The sequence below is a fragment of the Novosphingobium barchaimii LL02 genome (genome assembly GCF_001046635.1).
GTDB lineage: Bacteria > Pseudomonadota > Alphaproteobacteria > Sphingomonadales > Sphingomonadaceae > Novosphingobium > Novosphingobium barchaimii.
In genome coordinates, this window is sequence record NZ_KQ130454.1 from 446,424 (window position 1) to 463,072 (window position 16,649).

At 65.6% G+C, this 16,649-nt stretch carries 15 protein-coding genes; 6 read left to right on the forward strand and 9 right to left on the reverse strand.

What is annotated here, in order from left to right; all coding sequences use genetic code 11:
* The first annotated feature begins 99 nt into the window (after positions 1–99).
* On the forward strand, positions 100–471 hold the full coding sequence (locus V474_RS12610) for a VOC family protein (protein ID WP_059151821.1): 372 nt from the start codon (positions 100–102) through the stop codon (positions 469–471).
* Positions 472–504: 33 nt separating this feature from the next.
* On the opposite strand, the gene ubiA is transcribed toward V474_RS12610, so the two are convergent.
* Complete coding sequence (gene ubiA / locus V474_RS12615; RefSeq protein ID WP_059151822.1) at positions 505–1,419, reverse strand: 4-hydroxybenzoate octaprenyltransferase; 915 nt, start codon at positions 1,417–1,419, stop codon at positions 505–507.
* A 132-nt stretch (positions 1,420–1,551) separates the two neighbouring features.
* On the opposite strand from ubiA, the gene V474_RS12620 reads away from it, so the two are divergent.
* Complete coding sequence (locus V474_RS12620) at positions 1,552–2,310, forward strand: 16S rRNA (uracil(1498)-N(3))-methyltransferase (protein WP_059151823.1); 759 nt, start codon at positions 1,552–1,554, stop codon at positions 2,308–2,310.
* A 57-nt stretch (positions 2,311–2,367) separates the two neighbouring features.
* Positions 2,368–3,741 carry a glutamate--cysteine ligase gene (locus V474_RS12625; protein WP_059151824.1) on the forward strand — a complete coding sequence of 458 codons (1,374 nt, stop codon included), beginning with the start codon at positions 2,368–2,370 and terminating at the stop codon, positions 3,739–3,741.
* A gap of 97 nt (positions 3,742–3,838) precedes the next feature.
* Here V474_RS12625 and V474_RS12630 read toward each other — a convergent pair whose 3' ends face one another.
* The 5 genes from V474_RS12630 to V474_RS12650 all read right to left on the reverse strand — a co-directional run bounded on the left by V474_RS12630 (position 3,839) and on the right by V474_RS12650 (position 9,596).
* Entirely contained in the window at positions 3,839–5,173 is a 1,335-nt protein-coding gene (locus V474_RS12630) for a methyltransferase family protein (protein ID WP_059151825.1), read from the reverse strand.
* Between the two features lie 91 nt (positions 5,174–5,264).
* Entirely contained in the window at positions 5,265–6,638 is a 1,374-nt protein-coding gene (locus tag V474_RS12635) for an outer membrane protein assembly factor BamB family protein (protein WP_059152136.1), read from the reverse strand.
* Positions 6,639–6,661: 23 nt separating this feature from the next.
* Positions 6,662–7,453, reverse strand: coding sequence for a tetratricopeptide repeat protein (locus V474_RS12640; protein WP_059151826.1), 792 nt, complete (start codon positions 7,451–7,453; stop codon positions 6,662–6,664).
* 122 nt (positions 7,454–7,575) lie between these two features.
* Positions 7,576–8,727 (reverse strand): glycosyltransferase family 4 protein, encoded by a 1,152-nt coding sequence (locus V474_RS12645; protein ID WP_059151827.1) that lies wholly within the window; start codon positions 8,725–8,727, stop codon positions 7,576–7,578.
* A gap of 2 nt (positions 8,728–8,729) precedes the next feature.
* Entirely contained in the window at positions 8,730–9,596 is an 867-nt protein-coding gene (locus V474_RS12650; RefSeq protein WP_059151828.1) for an alpha/beta fold hydrolase, read from the reverse strand.
* 85 nt (positions 9,597–9,681) lie between these two features.
* On the opposite strand from V474_RS12650, the gene V474_RS12655 reads away from it, so the two are divergent.
* Both V474_RS12655 and V474_RS12660 read left to right on the forward strand, forming a co-directional pair.
* Positions 9,682–11,112: a protein adenylyltransferase SelO gene (locus tag V474_RS12655; RefSeq protein ID WP_059151829.1), complete on the forward strand. Its 1,431-nt coding sequence runs from the start codon at positions 9,682–9,684 to the stop codon at positions 11,110–11,112.
* Positions 11,113–11,262: 150 nt separating this feature from the next.
* Positions 11,263–12,672 (forward strand): succinylglutamate-semialdehyde dehydrogenase, encoded by a 1,410-nt coding sequence (locus tag V474_RS12660; RefSeq protein ID WP_059152137.1) that lies wholly within the window; start codon positions 11,263–11,265, stop codon positions 12,670–12,672.
* Positions 12,673–12,716: 44 nt separating this feature from the next.
* Here the strand turns inward: V474_RS12660 and V474_RS12665 are convergent, their stop codons facing one another.
* Both V474_RS12665 and V474_RS12670 read right to left on the reverse strand, forming a co-directional pair.
* Positions 12,717–13,430 carry a hypothetical protein gene (locus V474_RS12665; protein WP_059151830.1) on the reverse strand — a complete coding sequence of 238 codons (714 nt, stop codon included), beginning with the start codon at positions 13,428–13,430 and terminating at the stop codon, positions 12,717–12,719.
* A gap of 250 nt (positions 13,431–13,680) precedes the next feature.
* Positions 13,681–14,097, reverse strand: coding sequence for a glycine zipper 2TM domain-containing protein (locus V474_RS12670; RefSeq protein WP_059151831.1), 417 nt, complete (start codon positions 14,095–14,097; stop codon positions 13,681–13,683).
* A 232-nt stretch (positions 14,098–14,329) separates the two neighbouring features.
* Here V474_RS12670 and rarD point away from each other — a divergent pair, with 232 nt between their 5' ends.
* Positions 14,330–15,226: an EamA family transporter RarD gene (gene rarD, locus V474_RS12675; protein ID WP_059151832.1), complete on the forward strand. Its 897-nt coding sequence runs from the start codon at positions 14,330–14,332 to the stop codon at positions 15,224–15,226.
* Between the two features lie 41 nt (positions 15,227–15,267).
* Here the strand turns inward: rarD and V474_RS12680 are convergent, their stop codons facing one another.
* A complete protein-coding gene (locus V474_RS12680; protein ID WP_059151833.1) occupies positions 15,268–16,593 on the reverse strand; it encodes a dihydroorotase in 1,326 nt (441 codons plus the stop codon).
* Positions 16,594–16,649 lie beyond the last annotated feature (56 nt).

The window sequence follows — 16,649 nt, forward strand, 5'->3', positions numbered from 1 at the left end:
CGAGAGCGTCCTTTGCAAAAGCGCTTGATCTCAAGTTAACTTGAGATTGCATCTTTGCCAAGCCGGCCGATTCGCCGGTGACACCAAGGAGACCGACACATGGCCCAGGGCCGCCTCGAGCATGCGAATATCACCGTCAGCGACATCGAGCGTTCCGCCACTCTCCTGCAGGACCTGCTGGGCTGGCATGAGCGCTGGAGGGGCCCGGCACTAGGCGGCGGCGAGACGATCCACGTCGGAGGAGATTTCAGCTACATCGCCGTCTACACCGACCGCAAGGAGCGCCACCGGTTCGCCAAAGGCGCCCCGCTCAATCACGTCGGTCTGGTAGTGGAAGACCTCGACGCCGCAGAACGCACCGTGATCGCAGCTGGGCTGGAGCCTTTTGCGCACGCCGACTATGATCCGGGACGGCGCTTCTATTTCTTCGATTGGGACGGAATCGAGTTCGAACTGGTCAATTACGACTGAGAGTTCCGGCGGCGCCCGGACGCCGCCTCCCGTTCAGATGATACCGGCGTTGCCTACCACCCAGCAGGCCAACGCCATGACCAGCCCGGCATCGCGATTCGAACGGAAGCGGGCCAGCGGGTTTTCACCATCCTCGGGGTCCAGCGTCAGGACCTGGAAGCCCAGATGTAACGCCATTGGCACAAGCGCGACAAGCGCCACCCAGTCCGGGCGTATGATCCAGAACGCCAGCGCCCAGAACGCCAGCGCCAGCGCATAAAACCCGCCAACGCCCGCGCGCACCCGCGATCCCAACCGCAATGCGGACGAGCGGATGCCCACCAGCGCATCGTCCTCGCGGTCCTGCAGAGCGTAGATGGTATCGTAGCCGATGCACCAGAAGATTGCGCCGAGATAGAGCGCGCCGATCGCCTCCAGATGGTCGCCGCGGATCTCCACCCAACCGACCAGCGCGCCCCATGTGAACACCATGCCCAGCCAGGCCTGCGGCCACCATGTGATGCGCTTCATGAAAGGATAGCCAGCCACCAGGGCGACACTTCCCAAGGCCACCAGCTGCGCTTCCCAGCGCAGTTGCAGCAGGACCACAAGGCCGACGGCGCACAGGATCAGGAGCCAAGCCCAGGCCGCGCCCTTGCTCACCCGACCGCTGGCAATGGGGCGCAGTGCGGTGCGGGCGACGCGGCGGTCAAGATCTGCGTCGACGATGTCGTTGTAGACGCAGCCCGCCCCGCGCATCGCGATCGAGCCGGCCAGCATCCACAGCACAAGGTCCCAGCGCTTTTCTCCGCCGGCCAGCATCACGCCCCAGACGCAGGGCCAGAACAGCAGCCACCAGCCGATCGGCCGGTCGAACCGGGCCAGCATGGCAAAGTCACGCAAGCGGGGTGGCAGCAGAGAAACCAGGCCGCGATGCTGACTGTCGGGGACGAGCGAAGGTTGAGTCACCCGTAATCGACTAGTCGATTACGCCTATTATGTCATCCCGAACGTGACTGGTGAACATAAGAAGGCGAAGCGTTGCATCGCCGCCGGGATCGGGCGACAAGGGCCGCCAGACCGCACGAAAGACCTCCCCAGATGCCCGCAACCCCCGCCTGGCCGCCGCGCTCGGCCCCGCGCCTGTTCGTTTCCGGCCCGCTTGCCCAGGATAGCGAGATCGCTTTGGAGGGGGCGCAGGCCCATTATCTGGGCAAAGTCATGCGGGTGGCGGTGGGCGACGCCGTAATCGCCTGCGACGACGAAACCGGCGAATGGGCCTGCGAGGTCGTCTCTGCCGGCAAGCGCGATGTCGTACTGCGTGCCCGCGATCTGCTGCGCGTGCGCGAGGATGTGCCGGACTTCGTGCTATGCGCGGCGCTGCTCAAGAAGCCCAATTTCGACCTCGTGCTGGAAAAGGCGACCGAACTGGGCGTGGGCGCAGTGCAGCCGCTGGTCACCCGGCGCTGCGTTGCCGACAAGCTCAACCCCGAGCGCGCCGTTTCCATCGTCACCGAGGCGGCCGAGCAATGCGCCCGCACCGCCCTGCCGCGAATCAAACCGGTGCTGAAACTCGAAGCGCTGCTGCGTGAATGGCCTGATGACCGCACCCTGTTTTTCGCCGACGAACAGGGCGGCGAACCGGCAGCGCGGGCCTTTACGGCAAATCCCGGCCCGGCGGCGCTGCTGGTCGGCCCCGAAGGCGGCTTTGACGAGGAGGAGCGGGCTATGGTCCGCTCCCACCCCAAAGCCCGCGCGATCACCCTTGGCCCGCGCATCCTGAGGGCCGAAACCGCCAGCATTTCCGCCACCGCGCTGTGGATGGCAGTGGCAGGAGACTGGTCGCCGGTTAATTCTTAGACCGAGCGGTACAAAAAGTTCTAGCGTCCGCGCTCAGGGATCACTAATTCCGCGCCCATGAGCACCCGTGAGGTTTCGGATCGTGAAGATCCGGTGGTCGAAAGCATGGATCAACTGGCCGCGCCAATGGCAGCGGGCGAAAAGCCGCGCGAGGCGTGGCGGATCGGAACCGAACACGAAAAGTTCGTCTACGACACCGCGGATCACCATGCCCCGTCCTACGACGAGAAGGGCGGCATCCGCGACCTGCTCATGGACCTGACCGAGTTCGGGTGGGAGCCGATCGTCGAGGGCGGCAACGTCATCGCGCTCAAGGGCGCAGACGGCAACGTCAGCCTTGAACCCGCCGGCCAGCTGGAACTTTCCGGCGCCCCGCTCCAAACCCTTCACGAAACCTGCGCCGAGACCGGCCGCCACCTCACCCAGGTCAAGACCATCGGCGACCGCACCGGCAAGGCCTACCTCGGCCTAGGCATGTGGCCGGACAAGACCCGCGAAGAACTGCCGATCATGCCCAAGGGCCGCTACGGCATCATGCTGAAGCACATGCCCCGCGTGGGCACGATGGGTCTCGACATGATGCTGCGAACCTGCACCATCCAGGTCAACCTCGATTATTCGAGCGAGGCCGACATGGTGAAGAAATTCCGCACCAGCCTTGCCCTGCAGCCGCTGGCAACCGCCCTTTTCGCCAACTCGCCCTTCACCGAAGGCAAGCCCAACGGCTACCTTTCCTACCGCAGCCACATCTGGTCGGACACCGATCCGCACCGCACGGGCATGCTGCCCTTCGTGTTCGAGGACGGCTTCGGCTACGAACGCTACGTCGAGTACATGCTTGACGTGCCGATGTACTTCGTGTTCCGCGACGGCAAATACATCGACGCCGCCGGCCTCTCGTTCCGCGATTTTCTCAAGGGCCAACTGTCAGTCCTTCCCGGCGAATTCCCGCGCCTGTCCGACTGGCAGGACCACCTCTCCACCGCCTTTCCCGAAGTGCGCCTCAAGTCGTTCCTCGAAATGCGCGGCGCCGATGGCGGCCCCTGGGGCCGTATCTGCGCCCTGCCCGCGCTATGGGTGGGCCTGCTCTACGATCAGGGCGCGCTCGATGCGGCATGGGATCTGGTCAAGGACTGGGACATGGAAGGCCGCGAGGCCCTGCGCTCAGCCGCGCCGAAGATGGGCCTCGATTCGCCGATCCCCGGCGGCGGTACCCTGCGCGATATCGCCGCCCAAGTGGTCGAGATTTCACGCTCCGGGCTTGCGGCGCGTGGGCGGCTCAACGCCAGCGGGGACAACGAGACGGGCTATCTGGAACCGCTGGCCGAGATCGTGGCTTCGGGCAAGGTGCCGGCGCAGAAGCTGCTCGACCTGTATAACGGGGAGTGGGGTGGGGATCTTTCTAAGATCTACGCGGTGAAGACCTTCTAAAGATAGGAAGGCCTGCGGCAGCAAGGAGTGCGCGGCGCTGCTGCGCGCGCGGCGACGACAGTAAAGGGGTCTGGGGCGATGGCCCCAGGTATTCCCTTTACTTCGTCCCCTTGGGCAGCATGGCCAGCAGTCGCCCGAACGTCCCCGTAATCAGCGCGTTCTGCGCCATCCACGCGTGATATTCGCGGTATTTAGCATCCTCGCCCAGCAGGTGCGCTTCCTCGGTCCGGGCGCGCCAGTAGTAAATGCCGCTCACCACGCCCAGCAGCACCGTATTGCGCACAGCATCGGTCAGCGAGCCGTTGGTGACGATGAACGGCAGCGTCGAGGTCCACCAGAACAGGTTCTTCGACAAGTAGGCCGGATGCCGGGTGAAGCGGTACGGCCCGTTCGTCAGCACGCCGCGATAGGTGAGGTTGGAGAAGCGCAGGCCGAAGGCGAAGGTCGCCCAGGCGTAGATGGCGGTGAGAGCCACCATGACCGCCGCCCAGAGCCACAGCAGCGCATCGTGACCCGCCAGCCAGTAAGCCCAGCCGCCGGTGTTGACTTCGTAACCCAGCACGTCGGCGCGGCCCATGGTTCCCCATACGAAGGGGGGATAGCACATCAGCGCCGCGACCCAGCCGGCGAGCAGCGGGTTGCCGCTGCGGATGTGGGCGTCGAGCGGGCGGAAGGTGAACAGGTAGCCGACGGTGCCGATCTGCACGTCGATGAGGAACAGCGCCTCGATCACCATCGAGCCGAGATCGACGGGATTGTGGGCGATGCCGCCGAAGTCGGCCTCTACCACGCGCGCGAAGCCGCCAGGGAGGATCGAGATCATGAAAGCGCCGAAGAAGCCTTTGATCGCCCAAGCGCGCCAGTGCTTCTTCACCTCGCTTGCGTCCCAGCTTTCGCGCGCGACGAGCATTGCGCCGAAGTGCCAGGAATGGTCGCGCGGGTTCACCATGCGGCGGTCGATCCACAGGACGTAAGGGATGGAGAGCACGAACAGCGGCCCGACCGCCGCGCCCAGCACCTCCATTGCGAACAGGTACTGCCCGTCCCAGTACCAGCGCCCGATGCAGTAGAAGACTGTTATCGCGCCCCAGGTGCACCACAGGCCAGTGAGCTTGGTGATCGAGATATCGAACGATTCGGACCAGGGCCGCCGCAGCGCCCAGTCGATCCCGGTGGAGGCGCGGCGGTGGACCTTGTCGACAAGAAGCGACCAGATTGTCATCGCAGTGCCGGTTACAAGCACCGTGGCGACCGAAGCGTAAGGTCCACTCAGTGGCGCGCGCGGGCCGGGAAGTGCAAAAGTATCGGCGACCGCGGCCCAGTTGCGGCAGACCATCAACCAGACAATGAGAGCGACGAGACCTGACAGGCCCACGCCGGACGAAACATCACTGGCGGGTCTGCTGAGGGCGGGAAACGCGGCATTGCTCATGCGCTATCGCCTAGCCGCAATTGGTTAAGGGGCGGCAAACCTTGAAGGCATTCGTCGCCCCGAACGCAGGGTCCGGGGCGACGCAAAAGCATCACCGAAACGCGCTGATACGGCCCGAATCGTCGAGGATGTAGAGCGTCTGGTTCGCTACCACCGGAGCAAGCGAGATCGCGCTGCCCAGTTCGGTGAACGGCGTCATCGTGCCAGTCGTCGGATCGACGGTCGACAGTTCGCCGCGCGAATTGCCGATCCACAGCTTGTTGCCAGCGAGCACAGGGCCGACCCAGAAAATCGGGTTCTTGCGCTTCTTGGCATTCTTGTAGCGGGCCAGCTCAGTCAGCCAGCGGACCTTGCCAGTCGAACGGGCGATGGCCAGGATCTCGGCGTGATCGTCGAGGGTGAAGACCCAGTCACCTGCGACCGATGGGGTCGAGATGCCCGCAAGGTTGAGCTCCCAGATACGCTGCCCGGTGATCAGCTCATAAGCGGCCATTCGGCCGCCCTGACCCAGCGCGTAGACACGCCCGCGATCGATGATCGGATCGGCATCGACGTCGGTGAGGCTGCCCACTTCGGTGGAAATCGAAGTGCGCGCAAGCGCGTCAGACCACAATTGGCGACCGTTCTCATAACGGTAGGCGACCAGTTCCCCCGATGAAAAGCCAGCGATCACTGTGCCCTGCCCGGCGGCGGGAGCGCCAACGCCGAACACGCCCGACTGCGTCACCGAAGCCGATTCGCTCCAGACCGAAGTACCGTCCGACGCATTGAGCGCGACGATCTGGTTGTCCTGGGTCATCACGAACACCGAGTTGAAGCCGATCGTCGGCGAACCGCGCAGCGGGCCGGCGGGCTTCTTGGTCCATACCTGGCTCCCATCCGCGACGTTGAGCGCGGCAACTTCGCCAAGGCCCGTGGTCACGTAGAGGCGGTCCCCATCTACGCTGACGCCGCCGCCGAACAGGGAATTCTCGTTGCTGCCATCCACCGAGAAGCTTTTGGTCCAAAGGCTCGCGCCGCTCTGCGCGTCGAAGGCGTGGACGACGCCGCCCGTGTCCATGACGAACAGCTTGCCACCCGCAATCACCGGAGCAGCCGCGAGGCGACGGCGCGGCGAAGAACCGGCAATCTGCGCGGTCCATGCGCGGGTCGGAGTCTCGGCCAAGGCCAGGTGGCCGTAAGCCTTGCTGGCGGTGCCGCCGCCCTGCGCCCAGTCGGCGTTCACTTCGGCAGGCGGCAGTATCACCGAAACCGCGCCGAGCGTGGTGTCGACCTTGGCGCCGCTTTCAATGCGAGAGAGGATAGGCACGCGGTTGCCCACGGTCGGGGTCTTGGCCGGGCCCTTGCCGCCGCCGAAGACTTTGCAACCCGAAAGCCCCATGACGAGCGCCAGAGCGATCAGCGGCACAACCTTGCGCGCGCGCAGAGTGCCGGTTGACTGGTTGTTGCGGACGGCTGCATTCATGCGAATATCCTCAGAAGGCATGCTCATTCTCCGGCGGCCGTGGCATCGGCGGGCGCCTTGGCGGCCGGCTTGCTCAGGGATTCGCCCTTTTCATCGACGACATCGTCGACCGCATCAATGCCCAGCACGGCGGCCAGCTGGCGTGCGCGGCTGCGCAGGCCGTCCTCGACGTTCTCGTCCTTGGCGATGGCCGCGAACAGCGGGCCTGCCTGATCCTGCTTGCCTTGCTTGAGGTAGGCCATGCCCACCATCTCGCCCGCGACGCCGAACCAAGCATTGCCCGGCGCGGCCAGCGGCTTGAGGCGATCGACCACGTCCTGCGGTTTCATTGCATCGAAGTTCGCACCGATCTCGCGCACGGTGGCAAGATCACGCAAGGCCTGCGGCGCCTTGGCGTCGGCCGCGACCTGGGCGTAGAGCTTCAGCGCATCAGCCTTTTTTTCCTGGCGCAGCGCGATGCCGGCCAGCGTCAGGCGCGCCGACGTGACCGTGGCATCCGAAGCACCGGCAGCCGCGATCGGGGCCAGCTTCGCCTTGGCGGCGTCGAGGTTCTCCGACTGGAGGCTGTCGAGCGCCTGCACATAGGCCTCGGCGCGCTCTTCACGCTCCTTGGTCTGGCGGTGATCCCAGTAAATCCAGCCTGCAAAGGCCAGCAAGGCGATCACGATGACCGCGAACAGCAGCTTGCCGTAGCGGGCCATGAAGCCCTCGAGCTGGTCCTGGCGTACGGCTTCGTCGACTTCGCGCAGGAAAACGTCACGCTGGGCAGCGTCACGTACGGCCGAAGGGGTGGTATTGTCGGGAGGCAGGGCCAAGATTCGGGCGCTTTCTGCGGAAAATCGGGATGGTTGCGGGGCTGTTTAGCGAATGGGCGGCGCTTTTCAACGGGGATGTCGGTGCATGTCCCGGCGTGAAGCGCCGCTGAACGGGGATTCGCTCAGGGGAAGCGGGCTGCTCCCATAGCCTTGCCGTAGACTTGCGCATAGGCGCGAATCATCGTGTTTTCGTCATAGTGCGCCTCGGCACGGGAGCGATTGGCGGCGCCGACCGTTTCGCGCAGCGCCGGATCGGCCGCCAGTTCGGCCATCGCCCATGCCAGCGCCGCCTCGTCGCCGGGCGGCGTTACGTAGCTCCGGTTTTCCACCGATACCATCTCGGCGACATCGCCAACTGCGGGGGAGGCGACTGCAAGGCCCGCCGCCATCGCCTCAACAACCGATATCGGAAACTGCTCGCTGTCGGAAGAAAGCGCGAAAAGGTCGAACAGTCCCACCGCGCGCGCAGGATCGGGCACGAAGCCGGGCATGTGCAGGCGATCGGCAACGTCGCAGGCTCTGGCCTGCGCTTCGATCACGGCGCGTTCGGGGCCTTCGCCCAGTATCACCAGATGCCATTCGGGCGGCAGACCGGCAAAGGCGCGCACCAGCCGGGGCAGGTTCTTCACCGCGCGCAGGCCCGCCAGTGTGCCCAGCCACTTGTCACCCGTCGCCTTGGACAGGCCGGGAATCGCACCGGGCGGGGGCGGTTCGCGGTAGGCGGCGACCGGGATGCCGTTGATGATCAACCGCACCCGGCGGCGCGGCTGCTTCCACGCGTCCAGCGCGATCGCCTCAAGGCGGCGCGAGGGCACCACCAGCGCCGACGCCCCAGCCAGAGCAGCCCGGCGGAAAAGGTTGCGAGCCGGTTTGAGGCCAGCTGCCTCGTCCTCGTTGAAGCCGTCTTCGTGGTGGACCAGTGGCGGCAGCCTCAGCACACGGCCGTAAAGCCGATGCGCGAGAACCGCGTCCATAGCGCCCCAGTTGTAGGAGAGGACGAGGTCGAAGCCTTTCATGGCCCGCGCGATACGCAGCAACCGGGCGGGCGTGGGCAGCCCCTGAAGACTGGGAAAATCGCCTGGAAACCGCACGTCGAGCGATGGGTCCAACGCTACTTTCGCCCCGAATGCACCGGGCTGCGCGGATACGACGGTATGCGCGATGGCCCGCTCGCCACCCGCCCCTGCCTGAGCGCCAAAGACGTTCATCAGCCGCGCCGCCCGCAGTTCCTTGCCGCCGGCAGAGAAGCTCGAATGGAGATGCAGCAGACGCAAGGTCAGGACACGCGCGCCAGCAGCCGGTCGATCGCGGCGATCGATTCGGGTTCGTCCAGCGTCGGGGCATGGCCGACGTCGGGCAGCGTCACCGCCTCGGCGCCGGGTATGCGCCGCAGCATCTCGGTCAGGGTCGCATCGGACAAAAGATCGGACAGCGCGCCGCGCAGGATCAGCACTGGCGTCCCGGACAGCGCCTCCCAAGCCGGCCACAGGTCGGGCTGTTCGTCCACATCGAGTTCGAGGAAAGGCTCGGCGATCTTCATGTCGTAGTCGAAGGCCACGCGCCCGTTGCCGGTAATCGTCATCAGCCGCTTGGCCCGGCCGATCCAGAAATCGAGGCTGTGCCCCGGATGGGCGGCCCCCTGTGCGTCCTCCAGCCCCCGCGCAGCGTGGACCCAGGTGGCGAACGAACGCCCCTGCCCCACGTATTCCTTGATCCGCGTAAGGCCCACCGGCTCAAGCCACGGCCCGACATCGTTGAGTACTGCGCCCGCGATCCTGTCCGGGATCACGGTGGCAAGGCCCATCGTCATCAGGCCGCCCAGCGACGTGCCGATCGCCACGAAGCGGTCGATGCCTTCCTGATCGAGCAGGGCAAGCACGTCCTCGCAGTATTGCATCGGCGTGTAAGTGGCCGAATCGCGGGCATATTCGCTGTCGCCCCGGCCGCGTAAGTCAGGGCAGATCACCCGGCGGCTTGCCGCGAGACGCGGCGCCAGCACATCGAAATCGCGTGCGTTGCGGGTCAGCCCATGCAGGCACACCACCGGCAACAGATCATCCGCCGTTTCCGGGGCAGGATAATCGCGGAAATGGAGCTTGAGACCGTCGCGGCTCGACCAGAAGCGATCTTCAAAAACCTTCATGCCGGGGCGACGACCTCTCAAAAGTCGAAAAAACAAAGGAAACCCCCGCCTTGATCGGCGGACGCGTGGGCCCCACTATCGCCTGATGACCAGCGAACCGCAAGCCGATGCCTATCATCCCGACCCGCGCATCGAGACTATCGCCGAGTGGATCGGCGACGCCGTCCACCCCGCCCGGTTCCCTCGCCACGAACTGCGCTGGCGAAACGACCGCTGGGCGGCGCCGGTCGGGCTGGATACACTGGGCGATGCGGAATGGATCACGCATTTCGGCCGCTTCGAGCCTCTGCCCGGCAATCTGCCCCAGCCATTGGCGCTGCGGTATCACGGACACCAGTTTCGCCACTACAACCCGGACCTTGGCGACGGCCGCGGCTTCCTGTTCGCACAGATGCGCGATGCTGCCCCCGGCATCGAAGGCGGCCGCCTGCTTGACCTGGGCACCAAGGGCTCTGGGCAGACCCCGTGGAGCCGCGCCGGCGACGGACGGCTGACGCTGAAGGGCGCGGTGCGTGAAATCCTCGCCACCGAAATGCTGGAAGCGCTGGGCGTCTACACCAGCAAGACCTTCTCGGTGATCGAGACCGGCGAGGACCTGCAGCGCGGCGACGAGCCCTCACCCACAAGATCCGCCGTGATGGTGCGCCTGTCACACGGGCATATCCGCATCGGCACTTTCCAGCGCCTCTACGCTCTGGAAGAGACCGCACACATGGCTGCGCTGGTGGACTATTGTCTGGAAAACTACCCCGGCGCGATGCCGCCCGAGGATGCGCCGGGCCGGGACGAACCCGCCGTGATCCTGCTCCACCAGGTGGTGGAGCGGATGGCCGACCTTGCCGCCTCGTGGATGGTCGCGGGCTTTGTCCATGGCGTACTCAATACCGACAACATGAACATTTCCGGCGAGAGTTTCGATTATGGTCCATGGCGTTGGCTGCCCAACTGGGACCCACGTTTCACCGCCGCCTATTTCGACCATTCCGGCCTCTACGCCTTTGGCCGCCAGCCTGAGGCAGTGTTGTGGAACTGCAGCCAGTTGGCGGCCTCGCTGCGGGTCCTGGCGGAAACCGCACCGCTGGTTGCCGCGCTCGACCGATTCGGGCCGCTCTACCAGGCCGCGATGTGTCGCCGCTTCGTCTGGCGCCTTGGCGTTCAGTCACGCGGGATCGAGGCCGACACCGCGCTGATCCAGGCATCCGAAAAGGCCATGGTCGAAAGCGGCGAGGCACCCGAGCAGTTCTTCTTCAACCACCGCGCGGGCCGCAACTCCGGCGAGAACGAGTTCGGTGCCCTCTTGCGAGGCTACCGGCCTTCTGCCGCCGTCGATGATGCCTTCTGGCAGCAGGACGCCCCTCCCGGCGTGTTGATCGACGAGGTGGAGCGTATCTGGGCGGCAATTGACACGGACGACGACTGGAGCGAACTGGACGCCAAGGTAGCGGCGATTCGCGAACTCGGCCGCCAGTTGGGCCCCGCCCCCGAACCTGCGGGGCAGGCCGTCGCCGTTGCATGACCGCGTACCGGCCGTTAGCATCACGGTAGGAATACCTGTGCGATACAGGAAAAATCTCGACGTTTCACAGTTAACGGATCATCAGCCGCGATGAACGGTGCAACCACCAGCCCAGCGCCGGCAACCAGCATCCGGGAACTGAGCACAGCTGTGTCCAAGACAGAAATCGTCTCCTACGAACCGGCAACGGGCGCGGAAGTCTGGCGTGGACCAGTCGCCGACATCGACGAAACCGTCGCGCGTGCGCGCCGCGCCTGGCCCGCCTGGGCAGCGCAGCCGCTGTCGACCCGCATGGAACTGATGCGCCGCTTCGCCAACGAAGTGCGCAAGGACGCCGAGAAACTCGCCGTGATGATCGCCCGCGAAGTCGGCAAGCCGCTGTGGGAAGCGCGCGCCGAAGTCGACAGCGTGATCGGCAAGGTCGAATTATCGATCCGCTCCTATGCAGAGCGCACGGCCCAGCGAAAGCTCGATTCGGCGCTGCAGGGCACGATGGCGGTGCGTCACAAGCCGCACGGCGTATTGGTGGTGCTGGGGCCGTTCAACTACCCCGCCCACCTCGCCAATGCGCATATCGTGCCTGCACTGATCGCCGGTAACGCGGTGATCTTCAAGCCGAGCGAGCGTGCGCCTGCGTCGGGCGAGATCCTGGCGCGGTGTTTCCATCGGGCTGGGATTTCGGCCGCGGTAATGCAGTTTGCCCCCGGCGGCCCGGTGCAGGGCGCGGCCTTCGTCGCGCATGAAGGTGTCGACGGGGTGCTGTTCACCGGTTCCGCCAATACCGGCATCTCGATCAACCGCCGGCTCGCCGCACGCCCCGACAAGCTGGTGGCGCTGGAGATGGGCGGCAACAACCCGATGGTCGTCTGGGACACTCCCAAGCTGACCGACGCCGCCTCGCTGATCGTCCAGTCTGCTTTCGCCACCACCGGCCAGCGCTGCACCGCCGCGCGCCGCCTGATCGTGCGCGATACGATGTACGACGCGGTGATGTCAGAGGTGAAGGCCCTGGCCGACCGCGTGATCTTCGGCGCGCCCTTCGACGAACCCGCGCCTTTCATGGGCCCGGTGATCGACAACGCCGCCGCCGACGGACTGACCGAAAGTTTCCTTTACCTGCTCAGCCACGGCGGCAAGGCGATCAAGCACCTTGTCCGCCCGCATGAGACGCTGCCGTTCCTCAGCCCCGCGATCATCGATGTGACGGCCATGAAGGATCGGCCCGACGTGGAACTTTTCGGCCCGATCCTGCAGGTGATCCGCGTCTCCGATTTCGACGAGGCGATCGCGCAGGCCAATGCCACCCGCTTCGGGCTGGCGGCATCGTTGATCGGCGGCACCCCGCAGGAATACAACCGTTTCTGGGCCAATGTACGGGCCGGGATCGTCAACTGGAACCGCCCGACGATCGGACCCAGCCATGCCGCGCCGATGGGGGGTATCGGGCTTTCCGGAAACCACCGTCCGACGGGGTATTATGCCGCCGATTACTGCGCTTATCCGGTCGCCTCCGGCGAGATGGAGCAGCCGCGTGCCATGATCGGGGTTGGACTGAAGTAGCGCGCCGTTCCTCCCCATCGCTTCGCGGCAGGGAGGTGTCGGGCTTATTTCCCGCTGGCGACCAGATCGACTTCGGTCAGGCCGTTGGCCTGCTTGCGCGCATAGACCACGTAGGCCCTGCCGCCCTTGCGGCCCCCCAGCACATGGTCGCTGCCGTCCAGCTTGTATTGCGCGCCGTAGCCAGCCTTCGCCGCCTTGGTGTAGTAGAAGCTGATGACGTCGGCCACGCTCACCGGAGTGGCGAAGTTGACCACGCGCAGGGCGCAGCCATTGCCGTCGATGCCCGCCGCTTCCTGCACGGCGCCGCGCGGATAGACCGGGATTTCCGCAGGCAGTTTGGCCGCCCAGGTGTTGGAATACTGCACCTTGGCCGCGCAATCAGCATTGGCGGTCTTCGATTTGGCGGCGACCTGCGCCGCCGTTGCCGCGCCCTGGGCCAGCGCGTTTGCGCCGCCCTGAGCGGGAGCAGGGGCGGGCTGGAGCGCGCCGCCCGCCATCTGCACGGCCTGCTTCTTCGCAGCCGCGATCGCGTCCGCCGAGCGGTCCTGCGGGGGAATGGTGATCTGGCCGCCGGAGGGCCCCACTGCCCCGCCCTGTTCGCCCGACATGTCGGGATCGACCATGACTTGGTCGCCAAGCGCGGCGCTCAGGGCCGGGTCGGTCTCGCCCGCCGTGGGCTTCTTGCTGCCCGAACCGCAACCGGCCAGCAGCAGGGATCCGGCAATACCGAGCACGGCGAGGCGGGCCTGGGTGTTCATCTTCGCGTTCCTTCGTGCAGCCATGCGTCTGGCCTTATTCTGAATGTCTTAGGAAAACGCGAAAACGATAGGAGTGCCAGCTGGTTGAATCCCTCGTCCCATTTCGGGAAGGTCGGGACGGTATGCATTACCCACGGATGAAGGCGCCCGCGCTACCGCGGACGCCCTCCCGCCCGGACATAGGAATGAACCCGGCGGCTCCCCCGCACGTCGCCGTTCGCGCGGGGAAACGGTATTCAAGGGTATGGTGTCAGCGGCAGCGCGACGAACCACCGCGTTCGACTTCGCGGCCTAGCAGGGCGCCGGCGGCGGCGCCAAGAACGGTGCCGGTGGCGCGGTCGCCGCGGGTATCGATGCCCCGGCCCAGCAGGGCACCGGCTGCACCGCCGACCAGAAGACCGGTGGTTCCGCCGGACTTGCGGCAATAATCGCGGCGGTTGTCGTTGCGATAGTTGCGGCGGTCATAACGGTCGTAACGGTCGCGGTTGCCGTAGCCACGGCGATAGTCCTCGCGCGAGTAGCGCTGGCGGCCGTAGTCCGAAACTTGCTCACCCGGCGCTGTGAAGCTGGAGGTGGTGTGGGTCGCAACCGCAGCGGTCGCCGGAAGTGCGGTGGCCAGGCTGGCAGTCGCGGCAATGATGGCCGAAGCCTTGAAGAATGCGTTCATCTCAACTCTCCTCGTTGGTGAGGCGAACCGGCCATCAGACCCGATCCGCTGTATGCATTCATCTTTAGGGGAGTTATTATGAATGATCCGCAACGCCGCTGTCAGGATTAGAATATGCGATGAAGCGACAGCGCGGAGGCGATAAGCCGAGCAGTTGCCCCGGGCTTCGCACGGTTCTAAAGGCGCATGCCAGGCAGGCCGCGACGTCGAATGGGCTGTACAGAGAGAGCCGATGCGCCAGAAGCTTGCCGTTTCGAAGAGTTACGCGGGCCTGCCGCAGGCGCTTGGCGCCTACGCGGTATGGTGCCTGTTCCCGCTGTATTTCGCGCTGCTGCACGATGTCGCCCCGTTCGAGGTGGTAGCCTGGCGGCTGCTGTTCACACTGCCCTTCTGCCTGGCTGTGATTTTGGTGATGCGTCAGGGCGCGGCGCTATGGACGGTGCTGACCACGCCGCGTATCGTTGGCGCACTGGCGCTGAGCGGCCTATTCATCGGCACCAACTGGCTGACATACGTAATAGCGGTGGTGGACGGCCACGTCCTGGCCGCCAGCCTGGGCTATTATATCAATCCGCTGGTCAACGTGCTGGCCGGCACCATCTTCCTGCACGAGAAGCTGACCCGGCGGCAGTGGATCGCGGTGTCCCTCGCCGCCATCGGCGTGGCGCTACTGGCGCAAGGCGCGCTGGAAACGCTGGGGATCAGCCTGCTGATGGCGGTGAGCTTCTCCGCTTACGGCCTTATCCGCAAGCTGGTCCCGGTCGATGCGCTGACCGGGCTTACCGTGGAAACGATACTGCTACTGGTGCCTGGCCTCGGCCTTCTGGCATGGCAGCTTTCCACGCCGCAGGGCCTGATGATGGGCACTTCGCTGCGCCTTGACCTGCTGCTCGCCTGCGCGGGGCCGCTGACCGCTGTTCCTCTGATGCTGTTCGCCAGCGCGGCCCGGCGGCTAGACTTCTCGGTGCTGGGATTCATCCAGTTCGTGACGCCGACGGGGCTGTTCCTGCTCAGCATCTTCTACTTTGGCGAACCGCTGCGGCCGATCCAGTTGGTGTGCTTCGCGTTCATCTGGACCGCGATCGCCGTGTTCTGCTGGGATATCCTGTCGCGGCGTAAATCCGCCTGAGCAGGGCGGCGTCCCGAACGTGATCCGGGACGCCCTATTCTTCAGAGCGCGCCGGCAAACCGCAGCGGTTCGCCCACGGCCTCGTTCGAGAGCTGGGCTTCCCACATCGCGGTATGGCCGCGCACGATAGTGCCGATGACGCGGCCTTCCAGTTCCATGCCGGTGAACGGCGACCATCCGCAGCGGCTTTCCAGCCAGTCGTCGGTAATGGTGAAGCGGCCCTTGCGGTCGATCACGGTGAAGTCGGCGTCATAGCCGGTGGCGATCCTGCCCTTGCCGACAAGGCCGAACACGCGCTGCACGCCTGCCGAAGTCATGTCGATCAGACGCTCCAGCGTCAGGCGGCCCTTGGCAACATGGTCAAGCATTAGCGGCAGCAGCGTCTGCACCCCCGGCATGCCCGAGGGGCTGGCCGGATAGGGCTTGGCCTTCTCCTCCAGAGTGTGCGGCGCGTGGTCCGATCCCAGCACGTCGGGCACGCCCTGGCGAAGCCAGTGGAACAGTCCGTCGCGATGCGCGCCGGAGCGGATCGGCGGGTTCATCTGCGCGAAGGTCCCGATGCGGGGATAGGCTTCTTCGGCGGCCAGCGTCAGGTGCTGCGGGGTAACCTCGCAGGTCGCGATGTCCCGGTGCTGGGCAATCAGCTCCAGCTCGGCCGGGGTGGTGATGTGCAGGATGTGAATCGGGCGCTGCGCCTCGCGGGCCAGGCGCAGGATGCGCTTGGTGGCGAGCAGAGCGCTTTCATCGTCGCGCCAGACCGGGTGGCTGGAGGGATCCCCCTCGACCCGGAAATCCTTGCGCGCGTTCATCCGCGCCTCGTCCTCGGCATGGATGGCCACGCGGCGGCGGCCATGGGCCAGCACTCGGGCAAGCTGCTCGTCCTCGGCCACCAGCAAGCTGCCGGTGGAGGCGCCCATGAAAATCTTGACGCCCGCAGTTCCGGGGATGCGCTCCAGCTCGGCCAGTTCCACGGCGTTGTCGGCGGTAGCGCCGACGTAGAATGCGTGGTCGCAGAACATGCGGTGACGGGCGCGGGTCAGCTTGTCGTTGACGCGGTCGTAAGTGTCGGTGTTGGGATTGGTGTTGGGCATCTCGAACACGGCGGTGATGCCACCCATGACCGCCGCGCGGCTGCCGGTTTCAAGGTCTTCCTTGTGCTCCAGCCCCGGCTCGCGGAAGTGGACCTGGCTGTCGATCACGCCGGGCAGCACGTCCAGCCCGGTGCAGTCGATACGGCGCGCCGCATCGGGATAGGAGCCGACGCCGATGATCTTCCCATCGCGAACCGCGACATCGGCTACCACCGGGCCGTTCGGAGTATGGACGGTGCCGCCGGAGAGAACCAGTTCGGGTGCGTTTGCGCTCATCGAGGGGGCCTTCCTGCTGCCGATGTATGGGGCGAAGTATAGGGTATGCCGCCGAC

What these genes read in the sequence shown, in the direction of transcription:
- V474_RS12610 (WP_059151821.1), top strand. Translation starts at nt 100, where the DNA reads ATGGCCCAGGGCCGCCTCGAGCATGCGAATATCACCGTCAGCGACATC.
- V474_RS12620 (WP_059151823.1), top strand. Translation starts at nt 1,552, where the DNA reads ATGCCCGCAACCCCCGCCTGGCCGCCGCGCTCGGCCCCGCGCCTGTTC.
- V474_RS12625 (WP_059151824.1), top strand. Translation starts at nt 2,368, where the DNA reads ATGAGCACCCGTGAGGTTTCGGATCGTGAAGATCCGGTGGTCGAAAGC.
- V474_RS12630 (WP_059151825.1), bottom strand. Translation starts at nt 5,173, where the DNA reads ATGAGCAATGCCGCGTTTCCCGCCCTCAGCAGACCCGCCAGTGATGTT.
- V474_RS12635 (WP_059152136.1), bottom strand. Translation starts at nt 6,638, where the DNA reads ATGAATGCAGCCGTCCGCAACAACCAGTCAACCGGCACTCTGCGCGCG.
- V474_RS12650 (WP_059151828.1), bottom strand. Translation starts at nt 9,596, where the DNA reads ATGAAGGTTTTTGAAGATCGCTTCTGGTCGAGCCGCGACGGTCTCAAG.
- V474_RS12655 (WP_059151829.1), top strand. Translation starts at nt 9,682, where the DNA reads ATGACCAGCGAACCGCAAGCCGATGCCTATCATCCCGACCCGCGCATC.
- V474_RS12665 (WP_059151830.1), bottom strand. Translation starts at nt 13,430, where the DNA reads ATGAACACCCAGGCCCGCCTCGCCGTGCTCGGTATTGCCGGATCCCTG.
- V474_RS12670 (WP_059151831.1), bottom strand. Translation starts at nt 14,097, where the DNA reads ATGAACGCATTCTTCAAGGCTTCGGCCATCATTGCCGCGACTGCCAGC.
- rarD (WP_059151832.1), top strand. Translation starts at nt 14,330, where the DNA reads ATGCGCCAGAAGCTTGCCGTTTCGAAGAGTTACGCGGGCCTGCCGCAG.
- V474_RS12680 (WP_059151833.1), bottom strand. Translation starts at nt 16,593, where the DNA reads ATGAGCGCAAACGCACCCGAACTGGTTCTCTCCGGCGGCACCGTCCAT.